Raw genomic sequence first — 16,385 nt, forward strand, 5'->3', positions numbered from 1 at the left:
GGCGCGAAAGGTGAGTCGAATGGAGAGCAGCGCCCCGCCAACACGAGGCCTGCCTCGACGTCGCGAAACAACAAGGCCGCACGCGGCGCCCCGGCCCGGGGGAAGCCGCCGTCCACCTCCACGCAGGGCTCGCCTTCACGAGGCTCCGCTGGCGAAAGGGATGGCCTGAAGCGGCCCCTCACCACCACAGCACGTGGCACGCCCTCTGAAACCAACAAGGGCGCCTCCGATACGAGCGAGCGCGCGCTCCACGCGGGCGCCACCCCGGGTGAGAGCAGGCCCCGTGGAGAAGCCACCACCGCTGCGGGCGACTCCCGTGGAACTTCGACGCCTCCGCTCGACCCATCTCACGCGGCCAGCGCTCAGGCTCCGGTCGCCGCCAGCCACTCCTCGCGTGGTACCGGCACGTCCGCCAGCAGCCCGCTCGCCGCGACGGAGAACGAAGTGGAGCCGCTGCGCGAGCCCGCGGCGCCGGTGACTCCGCGAGCAGCCCCACCGTCTCGGCCCCCCGCGGTGCTCGAGGAGCGCGCCGCGGAGCGGACGCCCCAGCAGCGCAACGTGGACCACGCGCTCGCGGAGGCCCTGGCCGCCGAGGTGGCCGAGGTCACCGCGAAGCACGCCGTGGACGAAGCCATGGACCGACGCGCCGGCCGCGAGGAGGCCACGGACCGGCTGCTCGCCACGGAGATGGCCACCGGACTGGCGGAGGCCGCAGTGGAGGAGGTCCTCGACCACAGCCCCGTCACTCGCAAGCCGGAGCACGAGCGCGAGCTCGCCGCCACCGTCGCCGCGCAGGTCGCCGAGAGCGCCGCCGAGCTCGCCGTCGCCGAGGTGATGGTCCACCGCTCCGCCGAGCCGCCCTTCACCGACTCCTTCGAGGAGCGCGCCACGGTGGGCTTCCTCGACGAGCTGGCCGAGGACGAAGAGGTCTCCACGCTGGAGCTGCGCGAGGACCTGGCCATGGCCGGCGCCGTGCTGGAGCTCGAGGACCTCGACGAGACCCCCGAGGAGGTCGAGGACGGCTGGGAGCGGACCATCTCCAGGCCCGTGGTGGACAGCACCTTCCAGGCGCCCGAGGTGGAAATGCCAGACACGACGCGCGACGAGTTCCCCCCGGGTCGCCGAGGCCCGCTGTCCCTGGTGCCCCCCTCGCGAGACGACGCCTTTCACGGCGCCTCCTCCGAGCCCGCTCACGACGCCGGGTCCCCCCGTCCCCTCGCCCAGCGCGCCAGCGGCATGTTCGCCCTGGCCCGGGAGATCGCCGGACAGGCGCTGGCCAGCGAGGGACTGGGACGCGCGTGGGGCGCGATGAACGGCATGCTGGACGCGGTGCGCGCGGGCCTGGGAACGGGCGGCGGCGCGCACCTGGACGAGTACGGCAAGGACCCGTCCCTCGTCGAACGGCTGGAGCCGGTGCTCGAGTTCCTCTACGGCCAGTACTGGCGGGTCTCCGCGCAGGGGACGGACCACATCCCCGGCGGCGCCGTCATCCTGGTGGCGAACCACTCGGGTGCCCTGCCCTACGACGGCCTCGTGATGTCGCTCACGCTCGGTCGTGAGCGGCCGGACCTGCGCGAGTCACGCTGGCTCGTGGAGGACCAGGTCTTCCACGCGCCCATGCTGGGCACGCTCTTCAACCGCCTGGGCGCGGTGCGCGCGTGCCCGGAGAACGCGCTGCGGCTGCTCGACGAGCAGCGCCCCCTCGTCGTCTTCCCCGAGGGCTACCAGGGCCTCAGCAAGCCCTTCGGTGAGCGCTATCGCCTCAAGCGCTTCGGGCGCGGCGGCTTCGTGAAGCTCGCGCTGCGCACGGGCGCGCCCATCGTCCCGGTGGCCATCGTCGGCGCGGAGGAGACATCGCCGATGCTCGGCCGCATCCCCGCGAGCTTCCTCGGCCTGCCCTACCTGCCGCTGATGCCAGGTCCCCTGCCCCTGCCCGCCAAGTGGAGCATCCGCTTCGGCGAGCCCATCGCCATGGACGGGCTGCCCCCCGAGGCCGCGGACGATCTGGGCGAGGTGGGACGACTCACCGAGCGCACCCGCGAGGCCATCCAGGGCATGCTCCACTCCCTGCTGCGCGAGCGGCGCTCCGTCTTCGCGGGCTGAAGCGGGGGACCCCACCGGTTCGCGCGAATCCTCCGCGCGGAGCCCTCAGCCGACGACGCGGTTGCGGCCCGTCGTCTTCGCCTCGAAGAGCTTCTCGTCCGCCGCGCGCACCAGGTCTCCGGGCTCGCGGTGGCGAGGCTCCAGCACCGCCACGCCCAGGGAGATGGTGACGGGGATGGCCTGACGGTCGAACTCGAAGCGCTGCTTCTCCACCAGCCGGCGCACCTTCTCGGCGAGCTGACGCGCGCCCGTCAGAGCGACCTCGGGCAACAGGACGGCGAACTCCTCACCGCCGTAGCGGGCGAAGACGTCCTCGCGGCGGATGCGCGTGCGCACCGTGGACGCCAGCTGCTTGAGCACCGAGTCCCCCGCGAGGTGGCCGAACTTGTCGTTCACCTTCTTGAAGTGGTCGATGTCGATCAACACCAGCGACAGCCCGCGCTCGTACCGGCGGCTGCGGGACAGCTCCCGGTCCAGCTGCTCGTCGAAATAGCGCCGGTTGTAGATCTGCGTCAGGCCGTCCATCGTGGTCAGCCGGTAGATCTCATCGTGGTACGCCGCCTCGATGTTGCCGCCGGCGATGTACTTGAAGATGGTGCGGCCGATCTTCACCAGGTCGCCGTTGCGCAGCTCGCGAACCCCCTCCACCAGCTCGTCGTTGATGAACGTGCCGTTGGTGGAGCCCGCGTCGCGGATCCGCACGCCCTCCCGGGTATTGGAGATGGCCGCGTGGTTGCGACTCACCGACTCCTGGTCGATCTGGATGTCCGACTTCGACGAGCGACCAATCAGGGTCTCCTCGCGCGTCAAATCGTGCTTCCGACCCAGGTCCAATCCGTAGATCACGACCAGCGCCGCGTCGAGGTTGACCGGCCGGTCGGAGATCTTGGAGATGACCGTGACGACCGTCTCGTTCTGCACCACTCCTCCAGCGAACGACCCTCGGGACGCTACCACCCTGCAAAACAAGAAAGCGAGTCAGAGCACGCGACTCCGGGTAGGGAATCCGCGCCTGACCTAGGGAATATCCACGCCTCGCAGGGCCGAGACCGCGGGCCGGAGCAGGCGACCTTCGGGGTCCTCCAGTGACGCGATGAGTGACACCCCCAGGCCGGAGCAGCTCGCCGGCAGCCGGAGCTCCACCTCGCCCGAGGTGGGAGATGAGGCCGTGTCACTCACGAGGACCTCCTCGCACCCCTTGGCGCCGCCCCTTACCACGATGCGCACGCGGCCGTCCGCCTCCGCGCTGGTCCCCAGGCGGAAACCGGTGACCCGCACCCGCACGGCGCTCCCCCGGGTGAGCCGCTGTCCCTCCAGCTCCGGATAGAGCCAGGCCACCTCGGGACGTCCCACGTCCAGGGACGACGCGGCCTGGGTCAGGTCCCCCACATGGTCGAGCCCGGGCCCATCGGCCGCGGCCAGTCGCGAGGGCCCCAGCACATCCCGCGAGTCCCGCCCCGTCACCTGCAACACCTCCGTGCGCAAGAGCGAGCGCGAGCCCTGGTGGTCCCCGAAGAAGGTCCGGTCCTCGATGCCCATGGGCGCCCGGGGAACCCGGACCCCGTCCTCCAGGTCATCGGGAGAGACGAGCACCGTCCACCTGCGCCCGAGGCGGTTGGTGAAGACGACGCGGATCAACGTCGCGGGCCCGTCCACCTCGCCGCGCAGCTCACGCGGCCCCAGCCCCCGGGCCTCCGCCGCGCCATCGAAGTTGTAGCGGACGTCCTCGGGGATGGGCAGGAAGCCCGACCAGGTCTGCACCGGGTGCTCCCCCGACGGGTCGAACAGCGGCCCCGCCAGGTCCGCCACCACCAGGCTCGTCGCCACGCCGGCCGAGGCATCATCCCGCGCCGCCCGGGACGAGGCGCCCATGAGCAGGCGGTAGGGCTGCCCCTCCAGCCCGTGGTGCGCGGGGGCCATGCGCACGAACATCACGCCGGGCTGTCCCAGCCGCGAGTCCGCGTCCGTGTTCGGATCCGCCGGCGCGACATTGGCGGCGGCGCCCAGGCCCAGCGGCACGAGCCCTCGACCCGGCGCGGCCACGGTGCTCAGCACATAGGCCCGGTCCAGATACGCACCCCGGTAGCGAGGCAGCGCCGGGACGCGCACGGCGAACGGGAACGCCAGCCGCACGCCCTCGAAGTCGAGCGACACCCCCTCCGGATATGTCACCGCGTCCGGTCGGGGCCCGCCCTCGACGAGGCCCGGCGTGGGGACCAGGCGGAAGGACGCGTCGCGCACCACCGACGAGTGGAAGTCGGGCGACAGCACCAGCAGCCGACCCAGCATCAGCAGCGGATCCATGCCCAGGTCGAACGCGTTCAGGGGCAGCTCCGCCACCGGCAGGCCTCCCGTCACGGCCCACGCCGAGCGCGTGCCGCACGTGCCCATCGCGATGGACAGCTCCGGCTCCAACACGCCCGACAGCGACAAGTCACACACCCCCGCCACGCCCGGCGCGGACACCCGCGGCGCGACCCCTCCTTCCACCCACAACGCCGTGCCCGACGGCAGCGACAGCCTGCGCGTGCCGCCCGCATCCACCTCCACCTCGCGCTCGAACCCCAGCAACGTCTCCGTCGAGACCTCGGAGAAGAGTCCCGGCACCGACAGGCCCGTCAATCCCAGCCGCAGCCGCGACCGCGTCGTCAACGGAGGCGGCGTGACGACGCGCGGCTCGACGAAGTCGACCTGGAGTCCACCCGAGAGGTCCAACGGATTGCGCCGCAGCGCGAGTCGCAGGTCGCGCCCCTCCTCGACCTCATGGCGGGCCAGGGTGAGGTAGCCGAAGTCCGGGTGGAAGGCCGTCACGCCCACCGTCCCCGACGCGGGCACCCAGGTGGCGCCGTCCAGCCCCGTCAGCGCCGTGTCGAGCACCTCGCCCTTCTCATTGGAGATGGCGATGGTGGTGAGCGGCAGGGAGCGTCCCGTCAGCTCATCCACCACCAGCACGCGGAGCCCGCCGTCGGGGACCTCGGGGCTCAGCACGGTGACATTCGCGGAGCAGACCGCCGAGCCGACGCGGACGGTGACGGCCTCGCGATCCACACCGGGTTCGCCCAGCACGAGCGCGACCCGGGGCCCGGAGCCGCCCCCCTTCACCCTCGGCGCGCGCGCCTCCCACGCGATTCCGTCAAGGGGGACCACGGGCCTGCCCGCGGCGTCACGCACCCACACGTTGAAGACGACGGAGGTGCCTGGGCGCCCGATGACGACGTCCGGCGTCACCTGACACGAGGCCGCGAGCACGGGCGCTGGCGGCGCCACGCAGGCGCCATCGCGACAGACCTCGTCCACCTCGCAGTCCGCGTCCGCCGCGCACAGCGCCGCCATGCACCGGTTCATGTCGCACTCGCACCCCATTGGAGCGTCGCACATGGGCAGCGCGTACTCCTGACGCCGGGCCGAGCCACAGTCCGCGCGCGTGCGACACGCGGGCTCACAGCGGGACTGCGCGGTGTTGCAGAAGAAGAGCGCGGGGTCCGGGCAGTCCTGGTCCACCGCGCACGCCGTCGGCTTGGGCTTGGGCTCCGCGGGGATGCCAGGGGTCGAGTCGAACGCGTCACCACAGCCCGCCAGCATCCCCAGCACACACACGAGGGCCGACAGCAGGTAGGGACGAAGCGAGCGACTCATGCGATGCGGCTCCCGGGGGGCGGAACACCCTCGACCTTACAGGGACGACGACCGACGCGCGACGTCGTGGAGGCTCGACCTGCCTCCACTGGACTTCGTCGGACCCGGCCGCCCGCTCGCCCTTCCACCACGCAATGGAAGGTTGGCTTTCAGGGTCTCACGAATCATCATCGCGCGCGATGGCCCGCGGCGAGCCGAAGTCACTTGAAAGCCTTCTCCCCCGAGTCCTGGGTCGCCTCGCCGGTGAGTCCGGGCGCGGACATCCCCTGGCGCCGGTGTGGGCCTCGGTGGTGGGTGCGCACATTGCCCGCCATGCGACCCCACGTGCCCTCGAGGGTGGCACCCTGCTCGTGTCGGTGACGAGCCCCGAGTGGGCGCGCACGCTGGAGCCCGAGGCCGCGTCGCTCTGCGCCCGCTTGAACGAGCGGCTGGGCGCGGACACGGTGAAGGCGCTCGCCTTCCGTTGGGAGGGGCGATGATCGCCGCGCTCGCCCTCTCCCTGTTGCTCACCGCCGCGCCCGCGCCACGTGGCCCGGCCGCGCCGCCCGCACAACAACAGGCGCCCCCGCCCAAGCCGAAGGTGCCGCTGACGCCCACCGAGGCCATGGAGCAGCAAGCCGCGCAGCACGTGGTGCGCGAGTTCGAGCGCGTGGGCCGCCGCGCCCCCGCCGAGGACGCCTCGCTCGTCGAAGCGGCCCGACGGCTGGCGCGCGAGGCGCTCAGCGGGGCCTTCACCGGCGCGCCGGACCTCTTCACGCTCACCGAGGCCATCAGCGACGCGGGCGCCGCGGACCCCGCGCCCCGGGCGCTCGTCATCCGAGCGTGGGCCCACCAGCACGCGCTCGAGTCCCTGCGCGCCCGGCCGGACCTGAACACGGAGCGGGCCACCCACTTCGGCGTGGGCGTCGCGTTCGTCGACAAGCGCGCCGCGCTGGTGACGCTGCTGTCGGACCGCAAGGCGGAGCTGCGCCCCTTCCCGCGCGTCATGCCCGGTGAGCGCGCGGTCCAGACGCTCTGCGGACGGCTGGGCCCCTCGCTGAGCCAGCCGGAGATCTACGTCACCCGTCCCGATGGCGAGGTCATCATCGTCCCGCTCACGCGGCGAGGCACCCAGGGCTCCGACTTCTGCTCGCGCCTGGACTTCCTCACCCCCGGCACCTACACGGTGGAGGTGGTGGCGCGAGGCGAAGCGGGACCGGAGGTCACCTCGCTGTTCCTCACGCAGATTGGCGAGGTGCGCCGACGCGGCCTGCGCGAGAGCAACGTGGAGCCTACCACCGTGGAGACCGCGCGCGTGGCGCTCCATGAGCGCATCAACGCCCTGCGCCGCGCGCATGGCCTGGTGGAGCTGACGCCGGACCCGCTGCTCGAGCGCGTGGCCCAGGCGTACAGCCAGCGCATGTCCGCCGAGGGCTTCTTCGCGCACGTGGCCCCGGATGGCAGCACCCTCACCCGTCGACTCCCGCCAGGGACCCGCTACGTGCGGGCGGGTGAGAACCTGGGCCAGGCCGCCGGGCCGCTCGCGGCGCACTTCGGCATCGAGCACAGCCCCGGCCACCGCCGCAACCTGCTGGACCCGGGCTTCCGGTTCATGGGCGTGGGCGTCACCTTCCAGAAGGTCGGCGGACGCAACGAGGCCATCGTCACCGAGGTCTTCACCGCCGCGTCTCCCGCGTCCGCGGACCCGGAGAATCCCAGGCAGGACGCCTACGACGCGCTGGCCCGCCACCGCACGGCGAAGAAGCTGCCGCCCATGGCGCGCAGCGAGGTGCTGGAGTCGCTCGCGCAGGCGCACGCCCGGCACGCGCTGGAGATGGACCAACCGGCCGCGCAGCCGGGCGAGGCCCCGCTGCACGAGCGCGTGTTCCAGGTGCTGCCCGACGCGGGCACGGCGTCGGTGGACTTCTTCGTGGTGTCGGACCCGGCCTCGCTCCCCGAGTCCCGCAGCGTCGCCGAGGCCACCAACAACCGGGTGGGCGTCGGGGTGGTGCGCGGGGATTCGAAGCGCTTCGGCGCGAAGCAATACTGGGTCGCCGTCATCTACGCCGCCGTGCAGTGACGACGGGCGGAACCTCCGTATGGGGCGCCCCTCTCCATAACGGGGCATCCCCTCACACGGTGAAGCGACTCCGGTGCGGCATCAGACGGGGCGACGCTGGGTGGCGTACGCCTCGAGCCCCATCTGCGGGGGCGCGACGTGCTGGTACATCGGGCACTTCATGCAGGTGAAGGACTGCCACCCACGACGCACCGCCTCATCCAGGCAGTTGTCGTACTGATGGCAATTCAGATTGCGATGCGTCTCGACGCCGGCACGCTTCGGCCCGGCCTCGGGATTGATGGTTTGCGGCAGATCGGCTGGACACGGCTTCATGGAGCCCTCCCTCTGTGCTGTTTCCCCCCCGAGCGCTGTGAACGAGCAGTGTTACCGGACGACAGGTCCCGCCAGGCTTCGACGGACCGGGGTAGCGCGCAACGGCCGCGCAACGTAGTGATGCACCCCGGGTGACGCAATGGGTCCACTCGACGGACCCAAGAGCACGTAATCGCCTGAACGCTTTCAGCGAATGCTGCGGATGAAGAACAGTTCGGACCGGCCCGATGGCGCGCGGATTTAGGACTTGTCGGGCCGGCTGTCAAACCACCCCCCTGGTGTGAGAGGGGAATGCCTGACGGATGCATCTCGTTGGCTGGTCGCAAAGCCGCGTCGTGAAAGGAAGAACCACATGAGCTGGATGGGGATGGTCGCGGGGTGTGCACTGGGGGTTTCCCTCGGACAATCCCCGACAACCCTGGAGGCCGTACGGCTTCACCAGGCGGACGCGACCTCCCTGGCCGAGCGGGAGTGGACCGAGTGCGCGGCGAAGCGCTGCGCGGATGCGGGACGGCTGGGCCTCCTGGCGGGCACGCTGGCCCTCTCCGAGGGACGCGCGGCCGAGGCCCGGGACATGCTGGCGGCCAACCCCGCCCCCGCCCTGCTGGAGCCCTACCGCGCCTTCTACCTGGGCCAGGCCCGCTTCTACGCCGGGGACGCACCGGGCGCCGCGCTCGACTTCGCGCGCGTGCTGGAGTTCCCGGGGGCGCCGCTGGACCTGGTGACCCGCGCGCGGGCCCGGCTGGGGGAATCCCTGCTCAAGGCGGGCAAGGCGAAGCAGGCGGTGGGGGTGCTCGAGTCGGCGGTGAAGGCCACGCCCACGCCGGAGCTGCTGTTCCAGCGGGCGCAGGCGCGGGGCGAGTCGGGCAACCGCGCGGGCCAGCAGGCGGACCTGCTGGAGGTCGCGCTGCGCTTTCCCACACACCCGTATGCCGATGACGCGTTGAAGGCGCTCTCCGAGCGTCGCCCGGCGGTGCGCCTGGGTTTCGCCGAGCGCTCGCGCCGGGCCGAGGGCTTCCTGTCCGGAGGTGCCTCGCAGCGCGCGCTGGCGGAGCTGGACGCGCTCGCGGGTGAGAAGCTCAGCAAGGAACAGTCGGCGAAGGTGTCGCTCCTGAGGGCCAAGGGTCTGTTCGCGCAGAAGCGGGATGAGGAGGCGCACAAGGCGCTGGCGCTGGCGCGCAAGGGCTCTGCGGAGACGGCCGCGGAGGCGGAGCTGGTCGTCGCGCGGCGGGCCCTGCGGGCGGATGACAACGACAGGGCCCGGGAGCTGATGGCGGGCCTGGCCAAGAAGTACGCGGCGCAGTCGGCGGGTGAGGAAGGCGCCTTCTTCGCGGGCTGGTTGGATCTACAGGCGGGCCGCTTCGAGGAGGCCGCGAAGTCCTTCACCTCGCACGCGGACCGCTACACGCGCTCGCGCCGTCGGGACGAGGGCATGTGGTTCCGCGCGCTCGCGTATCTGCGGCTCGCGGACTACGCCAAGGCGCGCGAGGCGCTGGACGCGCTGGTGACGGCCTATCCCCGAGGAAGCCTCGCGCCCCAGGCCCGCTACTGGATGACGCGCAGCCAGGAACTGGGCGGCGCCACGGCGGACGTGGTGGGGCCGGAGTACGAGCGGCTCATCGCCTCGTCTCCGGCGTCGTTCTACGCGCTGCTCGCCTCGGAGCGGCTCCAGGAGTTGGGACGGCCGGCTCCGGCGCGCTTCCCCAAGCCGCCCCTGGCGCTGGAGCTGCCACGGCCTCCCGAGCTGGCGCTCGCGGTGGAGCTGACGCGCGCGGGGCTCTTCCGGGACGCGGCGGACGAAGTGGAGTCCCACGTGGCGAGGCTGCGCTCGGCGGACCAGGCGCTGCCGTTCGCGCACGCGCTCTTGAGCCTGGGCGAGTTCGGCCACGCGCACACCGTGGCGGCGCGGCACCTGTGGGGCCGGGCCTTCGGCTCGCGCGAGCCGGACGCGCTGGCGGCCTTCTACCCCCGCGCGTTCTCCAACGCCGTGGAGCAGGCGGCGACCGCGCACAAGGTCGACCCGTTCCTCGTCTGGGCCATCATGCGCCGCGAGAGCGCGTTCAAGCCCGAGGTGATGAGCGCGGCGGACGCGCGCGGGCTGATGCAGATCATCCCGAAGACAGCGACGGAGATCGCGCAGAAGCTCGCCGAGCCGGCTCCCGCGCCCGCGGACCTCTTCTCGCCCGAGCGCAACATCCGCTACGGGGCCTGGTACCTGTCACGGCTGATGGAGCGCTTCGCGCATCCGGTGCTCGCGGCCGCCGCATACAACGCGGGCCCCACCGCCGCGGCGAAGTGGGCCCAGGAGCGCGGCGACCTGCCCTTGGACCTCTTCGTGGAGTCCATCCCGTTCCGCGAGACGCGCGGCTACGTGAAGCAGGTGGTGGCGGACCTGTTCCTGTACCACGGCTTCTACGACGCCCAGGGAACCCAGCAGCCCCGGCTGTCGCTCGTGGTGCCCGCCCCCTCGAAGGAGGGCGTCACTTTCTGAGGGTGAACGGCGGCGGGCCCGTCCCCTACCCTCGCGCGGCCATGCGGCGGAGGATCTCCGCCTCCATGTCGTGGACGACCTCCGAAAGTGGGAGGCTGCTGGAGTCCACGCGGACGGCGTCGTCCGCGGCCTTCAGCGGAGCCACCGCGCGCGCGGAGTCGTCCTTGTCGCGCTTGGTCTGGTCCGCGAGCACGTCGCCCAGGCTGCTCTCCACGCCCTTCTGGAACAGCTCCTCGAAGCGACGCCGCGCGCGCACCTCGGGGCTGGCCTCCAGGAAGAACTTGGCGTCCGCGTCCGGGAACACCACCGTGCCGATGTCGCGCCCCTCCAGGATGGAGCCCTTGCTCGACTCGAGCGCGAGCCGCCGCTGCAGTTGCAGCAGCCCCGCGCGCACCACCGGGCGGCCCGACACCTGCGAGGCGGCCATGGAGATCTCCGGCGAGCGGATCTCTCCGGACACGTCCTCGTCGCCGAGGAACACGCGGTTCTCCTCACCCACCACCTGGAAGTGGATGTGCACGCGGCCGAGCAGCTCGCCCAGGCGGGCATCGTCGTCGTAGGCGATGCGCTCACGCCGCGCGAGCAGCGCCACGCAGCGATAGATGGCGCCCGTGTCCACCAGGCTGAACCCGAGCCGGCGCGCCAGCAGCTTGGACACCGTGGACTTGCCCGCGCCCGCGGGACCATCGATGGCGACGATGAAGCAGCGAGCGCCCGTCACGCGAGCACCTCCTTCAGCGCGCGCACACAGCGCTCGTTCTCCGACGCGGTGCCCACCGAGATGCGCAGGCAGGTCGGGAAGCCGCCGCCCGCGAACGGCCGGACGATGACCCCCTTGCGCAACAGCAGCTCATACAGCTCCGTGGACGAGCGGCGGAAGTCGGCGAACACGAAGTTGGCGTGGCTCTTCGTGAGCGTGATTCCCAGCCTGGGCAGCTCCGCCTCGAAGTAGCGCAACCCTTCCCGGTTGTTCTCGCGCGTGCGCTTCACGTGCTCGGTGTCCTCGAGCGCCGCGAGCCCCGCCGCCTGCGCCACCACCGTGAGGTTGAAGGGCATGCGCGTGCGCTGCACGTACGTCGCCAGCTTCGCGTCCATCACCCCGTAGCCCAGCCGGATGCCGGCGAGCCCGTGGATCTTGCTGAACGTGCGCAGCGCGACCAGGTTCGGGTGGCGCCGGAACAGCTCCACCCCGCTGACGTACTCGGGCCAGTCGACGAACTCGAAGTAGGCCTCGTCGTAGACCACCAGCACCTCGGACGGCACCGCCGCCAGGAACTTCTCCAGCGCCTCGCGGCCGAACGCCGTGCCCGTGGGGTTGTCCGGGTTGGCCAGGAAGATGAGCCGCGTGCGCGGCGTCACCGCGCGCGCCATGGCCTCCAGATCGTACTGGTAGCCCTCGCGCATCGGCACCTCCACGAAGGGCCGCCCGTGGGCCTGCGCGGAGATGCGGTACGCGGCGAACGAGTTCTTGCACAGGAGGATCTCATCCTCCGGCGTGGTGAAGGTGCGGATGAGCAGCTCGATGAGCTCGTTGGAGCCGCTGCCCAGCACCACTTCCTGAGGCTGCACGCCCAGGGACGCGGCCAGCCGGCGCACCAGGTGGAACGACGTGGCATCCGGATACAGGTGCACCTGGGCGGACGCGTGCCGCATCGCCTCGAGCGCCCGCGGGGAGGGCCCCAGCGGGTTCTCGTTGGAGGCCAGCTTGATGACGCCGGAGAGCCCGAACTCGCGCTCGGTCTCCTCGATGGGCTTGCCCGGGACGTACGGCTTGAGCGTCTCGACGTAGGAAGGAACGAGAGGTCGCATGGGAGACGGGGCCCTGGAAGTGGTGGCTCGAATGAGCGGTGGCTGGCTCAGCGCCCGGAGAACACACCGAGCGCGCGGAACTTCGCGTAGCGGTCCTTGACCAGGCCGTCGGGCGTCAGCTCGGCCAGCTGGGTCAGGTGCTTGCGCAGCGTCTTGCCCAAGGCCTCCGCCATCTTCGCCGGATCGCGGTGGGCGCCACCCGCGGGCTCCTGCACGACCTCGTCGACGATCTTCATCTGGACCAGGTCGCTCGCCGTCAGCTTCATCGCGTCCGCCGCCTTGTCCGCCTTGCTGGCGTCGCGGAAGAGGATGGAGGCGCAGCCCTCCGGTGAGATGACCGAGTAGACGCTGTTCTGGAGCATCAGCACGCGGTTGCCCACGCCGATGGCCAGCGCGCCCCCCGAGCCGCCCTCACCCACCACCGTGGAGATGATGGGCACGCGCAGCCGGCTCATCACCTCCAGGTTGACGGCGATGGCCTCGGCCTGTCCGCGCTCCTCCGCGCCGATGCCCGGGTACGCGCCCGGCGTGTCCACGAAGGTGAGGATGGGCTTCTCGAAGCGCTCCGCCAGTTCCATCAGCCGGCGCGCCTTGCGGTAGCCCTCCGGGCGCGGCATGCCGAAGTTGCGCGCCATGTTCTCCTTGGTGTTGCGGCCCTTCTGGTGCCCCATCACCATCACCGGCTTGCCGTCGAAGCGCGCGAAACCGCCGACGATGGACGGGTCCTCGCCGAAGTGCCGGTCTCCGCACAGCTCCACGAAGTCCGTGAAGAGGAAGCGGACGTAATCCAGGAAGTAGGGCCGCGCGGGGTGGCGGGACATCTGCACCACCTGCCACCGCGTCAGGTCGCTGAAGATCTCCGTCTGGAGCTTCTTCGCCTTCTTCTCGAGCTTCGAAATCTCCGAGGTGAAGTCCGCGGATCCACCCGTGGACAACGCCTTGAGCTCATCGATCTTCTTCTCCAGTTCGATGAGCGGGCGCTCGAAGTCGAGCGCGTAACTGATGCCGGTTGCCATGGCGCGGAACTAGCACCAGGGTATGGCACCTTTCAACGCGCAAGCACTTACGCACCGCACCGTGTCACGGTGCCGGACACCCCACGCCCCTCCGGACGCCATGCTTCATGCCCTGCCGCTGCTCGTCCTCGCGCTGAGCGCCGCCCCCGTCCCGGCCCCCGCAAGGGCCCTCAACACCGAGGGCTTCCGCCTGTACCAGGCCGGCCGCTATCCAGAGGCCCTGGAGAAGTTCCAGGCCGCCGTCCGAGCGGCCCCGGACTACGCCCTGCCCCGCTACAACACCGCCGCCACCCTGGGCGTGCTCCGCAAGCAGGGCCAGGTCTGCGAGTACGGTGCCCACCGGGACGTCATCGTCGAGCACCTCACCCAGGCCGTGAAGCGGGACGCCCGCCGGCTGACGCGCGCCCGCCAGGACGCGGACTTCGACGGCATCCGGGACACCCTCGGCTGGCAGCGCCTGCAGGGCCGCGTCCCGGAGAAGGAGGCCGACGTCCCCTTCCTCCTGCGCAACGTGAGCTGGTACGGCCCGGGCGTGGGTGTCCACGGCACCACCCGGGGCCTGCGCTTCCGCACCCAGGGCCGCGTGACGCTCTGGAATCGCGACGTGGACGCGGAGGGAAAGCCCCACCGCTCGGAGCTCTCCGGCACGTACTCCGTGAAGGGGCGCCAGGTGGAGCTGAGGCTGCGCGGAGAGGCGCCCGTGACGGGCACGCTGACCGAGACCGGCGCGCTGACGTTCCCCCAGTGGGGAACCTTCACCGACGCGCCGTCCGAGTGTGACGCCTGAGGCCGCCAGAGCCGCCCCAGTGGGGCCTCAGGCGGCCTTGATCTTCGCGGCCGGCGGCGACAGCGCGTACCACGCCGTGCGGAACGCCTTCAGCTCGCGCAGGCCGGCCGGGTGACGACCGAGCGCCGGGGCCATGGTGACGGGCAGGCCCAGCTTCTTCTCGATGGCCTTCGCCGCGTTGAGCTCCAGCTTGCGGCGGTTCTCGCACTTCTCACACGTGGACTTGGGGCCCACGCGGTTGACGAGGATGCGCTCCACCGGGAGCTTCTTCTCCTTCAGGTACTCCACCACGCGCTCGGTGCGCGCCGCGGCCAGGTCCTCGCCGCGCGTCACCACCACGAAGCGCGCCTCCGACGGGGACGCCAGGGCCTCCTCGAAGCGCTTGGCGTGCTTGATCATCCCGGCGATGTCGTCCGCCAGCTCGCCCAGGCCCTTGGCGCGGTGCTTGTTGAGCACGGTGTGCAGCGCGCCCAGCCACGTCTTGGCCGTCTCCGCCAGCTCCACCACCCGCACCGAGTTCACCACCGGCGACGAGTCCACCACGATGCGCTTGAACCGCTCCTGCACCAGCGCGTCCGTCAGCACGCTCATCGCCGCCAGCTCGTCGATGCCCGGGGGCGCGCACTCCAGGAGATTGCGCAGGTACAGCAGATCCGCCGGGACCTCGCTGCCCGCCTTGGGCGCGCCCTCGAAGGCCTTCTCCGCCTTCTCCTTGAGCCGCTTGCGCAGGGCGTTGAACCAGCCCGCCATGTCCAGCTCGCGCGCGTACAGGCCCTTGGTGCCCTTCACCTGCGTCTCGGTGTCCGTCAGCCGGCTCTGCAGCACGTCCGACAGCGAGTGCGCGGGGTCCGTGGAGATGAGGAGCACCGGCCCCTCCTTCTCCGTCAGCGTCACGGCGGCCGCGGCCGCGCAGGAGCTCTTGCCCACGCCGCCCTGGCCCACGAAGAAGATGAGCCGCGTGGGAGGCAGCGGCGGCGCGGCGATGGGCGGCATGGACGGCGCGCGCACCAGGGCCGGAGGGCCCTCCGCGGCGGCGAACTCCAGCGCCTTCGTCTCCTTGCCACCCGCCCACGCCTTGGCGAACAGACCCACGCCGTCCAGCCCGCGCGGCGCCACCTCGCGGCGACCCAGCAGGTGGACCGGCACCGTCTTGTCCAGCGCCTGGAACTTGCGCACGTGCGGCGCCTGCAGTCCCCGGCGGCCCTGACACGCGGGGCAACCCTCGCGGTCCTCCACCTGGTTGACGACGATCTCCGTCACCGGCAGCCCGCGCTCGCGCAGCTGCGTGAAGAGCATGCGCGTCTGCGCCTCGGGGACCGGCTCCGCCAGCGCCGTCAGGTGGAAGGCCGTGCGCGCGGGGTCCTTCAAGAGCGCCAGCAGCTTCTCCGCCTTCTGTCCCAGCGCCTCCAGGTAGCCCGGCTCCGCGGCCGCGGCCTCCTGCGCCTTCTTGCCCTTGCCCGTCGCCGCGGCCGGCTTCTCACCGGCGCGCACCAGGCCCAGGAACTTGCGCAGCCCCACCGGCAGATCGAACAGCCGCAGGGTGTGCGACGTGGGCGAGGCGTCCACGATGATCCGGTCGAAATCCTTGTCGTCGATCAGCGCCACGACATGGAAGAGCGCCACCAGCTCCTCCAGCCCGGGGATGGCCTGCTGGTACAGCGAGCCCAGCTCCTCCTCGGTGAAGTGCGTGCCCTTGACCGCGGCCTTCTTCAGCGCGGGCAGGTACTCCGCGAGGAAGGGCTTGAGCAGCGCGGCGGGCTCCAGCTCCAGGCCCCAGACGCCGCCCTCGCCCTTGCCGGCGACGAGCTTTGTCGGCTTCGCGCCGAGCTTCTTCTTGAGCAGATCCGACAGGGAGCGCACGGGGTCCAGCGAGACGAGCAACACCCGTTCCTTCGGGGCCTCCTCCGACAATCGCAACGCGTACGCCGCCGCGAGCGTGGTCTTGCCGACCCCGCCCTTGCCGCCGAAGAAGTGAAGAACTCGCGCGTCGCTCATTGCGTTGTGGCCTTCCTTGTGCCCCCCCGGCGGCACCCTGATGCACACTCCTGATTTGCCGAGTTGAAGGCTTCGGAGTCGCCCGGAGCGTCGACCTGTACGGCCGGGCCCTCCCTGTGGGTGGGAGGCGACCGCAGAATCCCTTGTCCAGAGGTCAAAAGTCAAGAATTGACG

Annotated in this window: 12 protein-coding genes; 5 read left to right on the plus strand and 7 right to left on the minus strand. The window is 71.4% G+C overall.

Annotation, left to right across the window (positions count from 1 at the left end; all coding sequences use genetic code 11):
• The first annotated feature begins 444 nt into the window (after window positions 1-444).
• Entirely contained in the window at window positions 445-2,103 is a 1,659-nt protein-coding gene (locus K8640_RS28285; protein WP_223749909.1) for a lysophospholipid acyltransferase family protein, read from the plus strand.
• Between the two features lie 45 nt (window positions 2,104-2,148).
• Here K8640_RS28285 and K8640_RS28290 read toward each other — a convergent pair whose 3' ends face one another.
• Both K8640_RS28290 and K8640_RS28295 read right to left on the minus strand, forming a co-directional pair.
• Entirely contained in the window at window positions 2,149-3,024 is an 876-nt protein-coding gene (locus tag K8640_RS28290) for a GGDEF domain-containing protein (RefSeq protein WP_046717966.1), read from the minus strand.
• 96 nt (window positions 3,025-3,120) lie between these two features.
• Window positions 3,121-5,739, minus strand: coding sequence for a carboxypeptidase regulatory-like domain-containing protein (locus K8640_RS28295; RefSeq protein ID WP_223749910.1), 2,619 nt, complete (start codon window positions 5,737-5,739; stop codon window positions 3,121-3,123).
• Between the two features lie 179 nt (window positions 5,740-5,918).
• Between K8640_RS28295 and K8640_RS28300 the strand changes: the two genes are divergently transcribed.
• Entirely contained in the window at window positions 5,919-6,218 is a 300-nt protein-coding gene (locus K8640_RS28300) for a DciA family protein (RefSeq protein ID WP_223749911.1), read from the plus strand.
• Window positions 6,215-7,798 (plus strand): CAP domain-containing protein, encoded by a 1,584-nt coding sequence (locus K8640_RS28305; RefSeq protein ID WP_223749912.1) that lies wholly within the window; start codon window positions 6,215-6,217, stop codon window positions 7,796-7,798. Before K8640_RS28300 ends, K8640_RS28305 begins: the two co-directional genes overlap by 4 nt.
• An 81-nt stretch (window positions 7,799-7,879) precedes the next feature.
• On the opposite strand, the gene K8640_RS28310 is transcribed toward K8640_RS28305, so the two are convergent.
• Window positions 7,880-8,113 (minus strand): hypothetical protein, encoded by a 234-nt coding sequence (locus tag K8640_RS28310; protein ID WP_046713590.1) that lies wholly within the window; start codon window positions 8,111-8,113, stop codon window positions 7,880-7,882.
• A gap of 352 nt (window positions 8,114-8,465) precedes the next feature.
• On the opposite strand from K8640_RS28310, the gene K8640_RS28315 reads away from it, so the two are divergent.
• Window positions 8,466-10,604 carry a transglycosylase SLT domain-containing protein gene (locus K8640_RS28315; protein ID WP_223749913.1) on the plus strand — a complete coding sequence of 713 codons (2,139 nt, stop codon included), beginning with the start codon at window positions 8,466-8,468 and terminating at the stop codon, window positions 10,602-10,604.
• Window positions 10,605-10,629: 25 nt separating this feature from the next.
• On the opposite strand, the gene cmk is transcribed toward K8640_RS28315, so the two are convergent.
• The 3 genes from cmk to K8640_RS28330 are packed head-to-tail and all read right to left on the minus strand — an operon-like array spanning window position 10,630 to window position 13,429.
• A complete protein-coding gene (gene cmk / locus K8640_RS28320; protein WP_141323909.1) occupies window positions 10,630-11,325 on the minus strand; it encodes a (d)CMP kinase in 696 nt (231 codons plus the stop codon).
• Window positions 11,322-12,413, minus strand: coding sequence for a histidinol-phosphate transaminase (hisC, locus tag K8640_RS28325; RefSeq protein ID WP_223749914.1), 1,092 nt, complete (start codon window positions 12,411-12,413; stop codon window positions 11,322-11,324). The genes cmk and hisC overlap by 4 nt, the downstream gene beginning before the upstream one ends.
• Before the next feature lie 47 nt (window positions 12,414-12,460).
• Window positions 12,461-13,429 (minus strand): acetyl-CoA carboxylase carboxyltransferase subunit alpha, encoded by a 969-nt coding sequence (locus K8640_RS28330; protein ID WP_223749915.1) that lies wholly within the window; start codon window positions 13,427-13,429, stop codon window positions 12,461-12,463.
• A gap of 100 nt (window positions 13,430-13,529) precedes the next feature.
• On the opposite strand from K8640_RS28330, the gene K8640_RS28335 reads away from it, so the two are divergent.
• On the plus strand, window positions 13,530-14,216 hold the full coding sequence (locus tag K8640_RS28335) for a tetratricopeptide repeat protein (protein WP_370640405.1): 687 nt from the start codon (window positions 13,530-13,532) through the stop codon (window positions 14,214-14,216).
• A 27-nt stretch (window positions 14,217-14,243) separates the two neighbouring features.
• On the opposite strand, the gene K8640_RS28340 is transcribed toward K8640_RS28335, so the two are convergent.
• Window positions 14,244-16,211 (minus strand): ArsA family ATPase, encoded by a 1,968-nt coding sequence (locus K8640_RS28340; protein ID WP_223749916.1) that lies wholly within the window; start codon window positions 16,209-16,211, stop codon window positions 14,244-14,246.
• Window positions 16,212-16,385: the final 174 nt, after the last annotated feature.

The sequence above is a fragment of the Myxococcus sp. XM-1-1-1 genome (assembly GCF_020037095.1).
Classification (GTDB): Bacteria; Myxococcota; Myxococcia; order Myxococcales; family Myxococcaceae; genus Myxococcus; species Myxococcus fulvus.

Coding starts and splice junctions, on each gene's coding strand:
- K8640_RS28295 (WP_223749910.1), bottom strand. CDS start 5,739: ATGAGTCGCTCGCTTCGTCCCTACCTGCTGTCGGCCCTCGTGTGTGTG.
- K8640_RS28300 (WP_223749911.1), top strand. CDS start 5,919: ATGGCCCGCGGCGAGCCGAAGTCACTTGAAAGCCTTCTCCCCCGAGTC.
- K8640_RS28305 (WP_223749912.1), top strand. CDS start 6,215: ATGATCGCCGCGCTCGCCCTCTCCCTGTTGCTCACCGCCGCGCCCGCG.
- K8640_RS28310 (WP_046713590.1), bottom strand. CDS start 8,113: ATGAAGCCGTGTCCAGCCGATCTGCCGCAAACCATCAATCCCGAGGCC.
- K8640_RS28315 (WP_223749913.1), top strand. CDS start 8,466: ATGAGCTGGATGGGGATGGTCGCGGGGTGTGCACTGGGGGTTTCCCTC.
- hisC (WP_223749914.1), bottom strand. CDS start 12,413: ATGCGACCTCTCGTTCCTTCCTACGTCGAGACGCTCAAGCCGTACGTC.
- K8640_RS28330 (WP_223749915.1), bottom strand. CDS start 13,429: ATGGCAACCGGCATCAGTTACGCGCTCGACTTCGAGCGCCCGCTCATC.
- K8640_RS28335 (WP_370640405.1), top strand. CDS start 13,530: ATGCTTCATGCCCTGCCGCTGCTCGTCCTCGCGCTGAGCGCCGCCCCC.
- K8640_RS28340 (WP_223749916.1), bottom strand. CDS start 16,211: ATGAGCGACGCGCGAGTTCTTCACTTCTTCGGCGGCAAGGGCGGGGTC.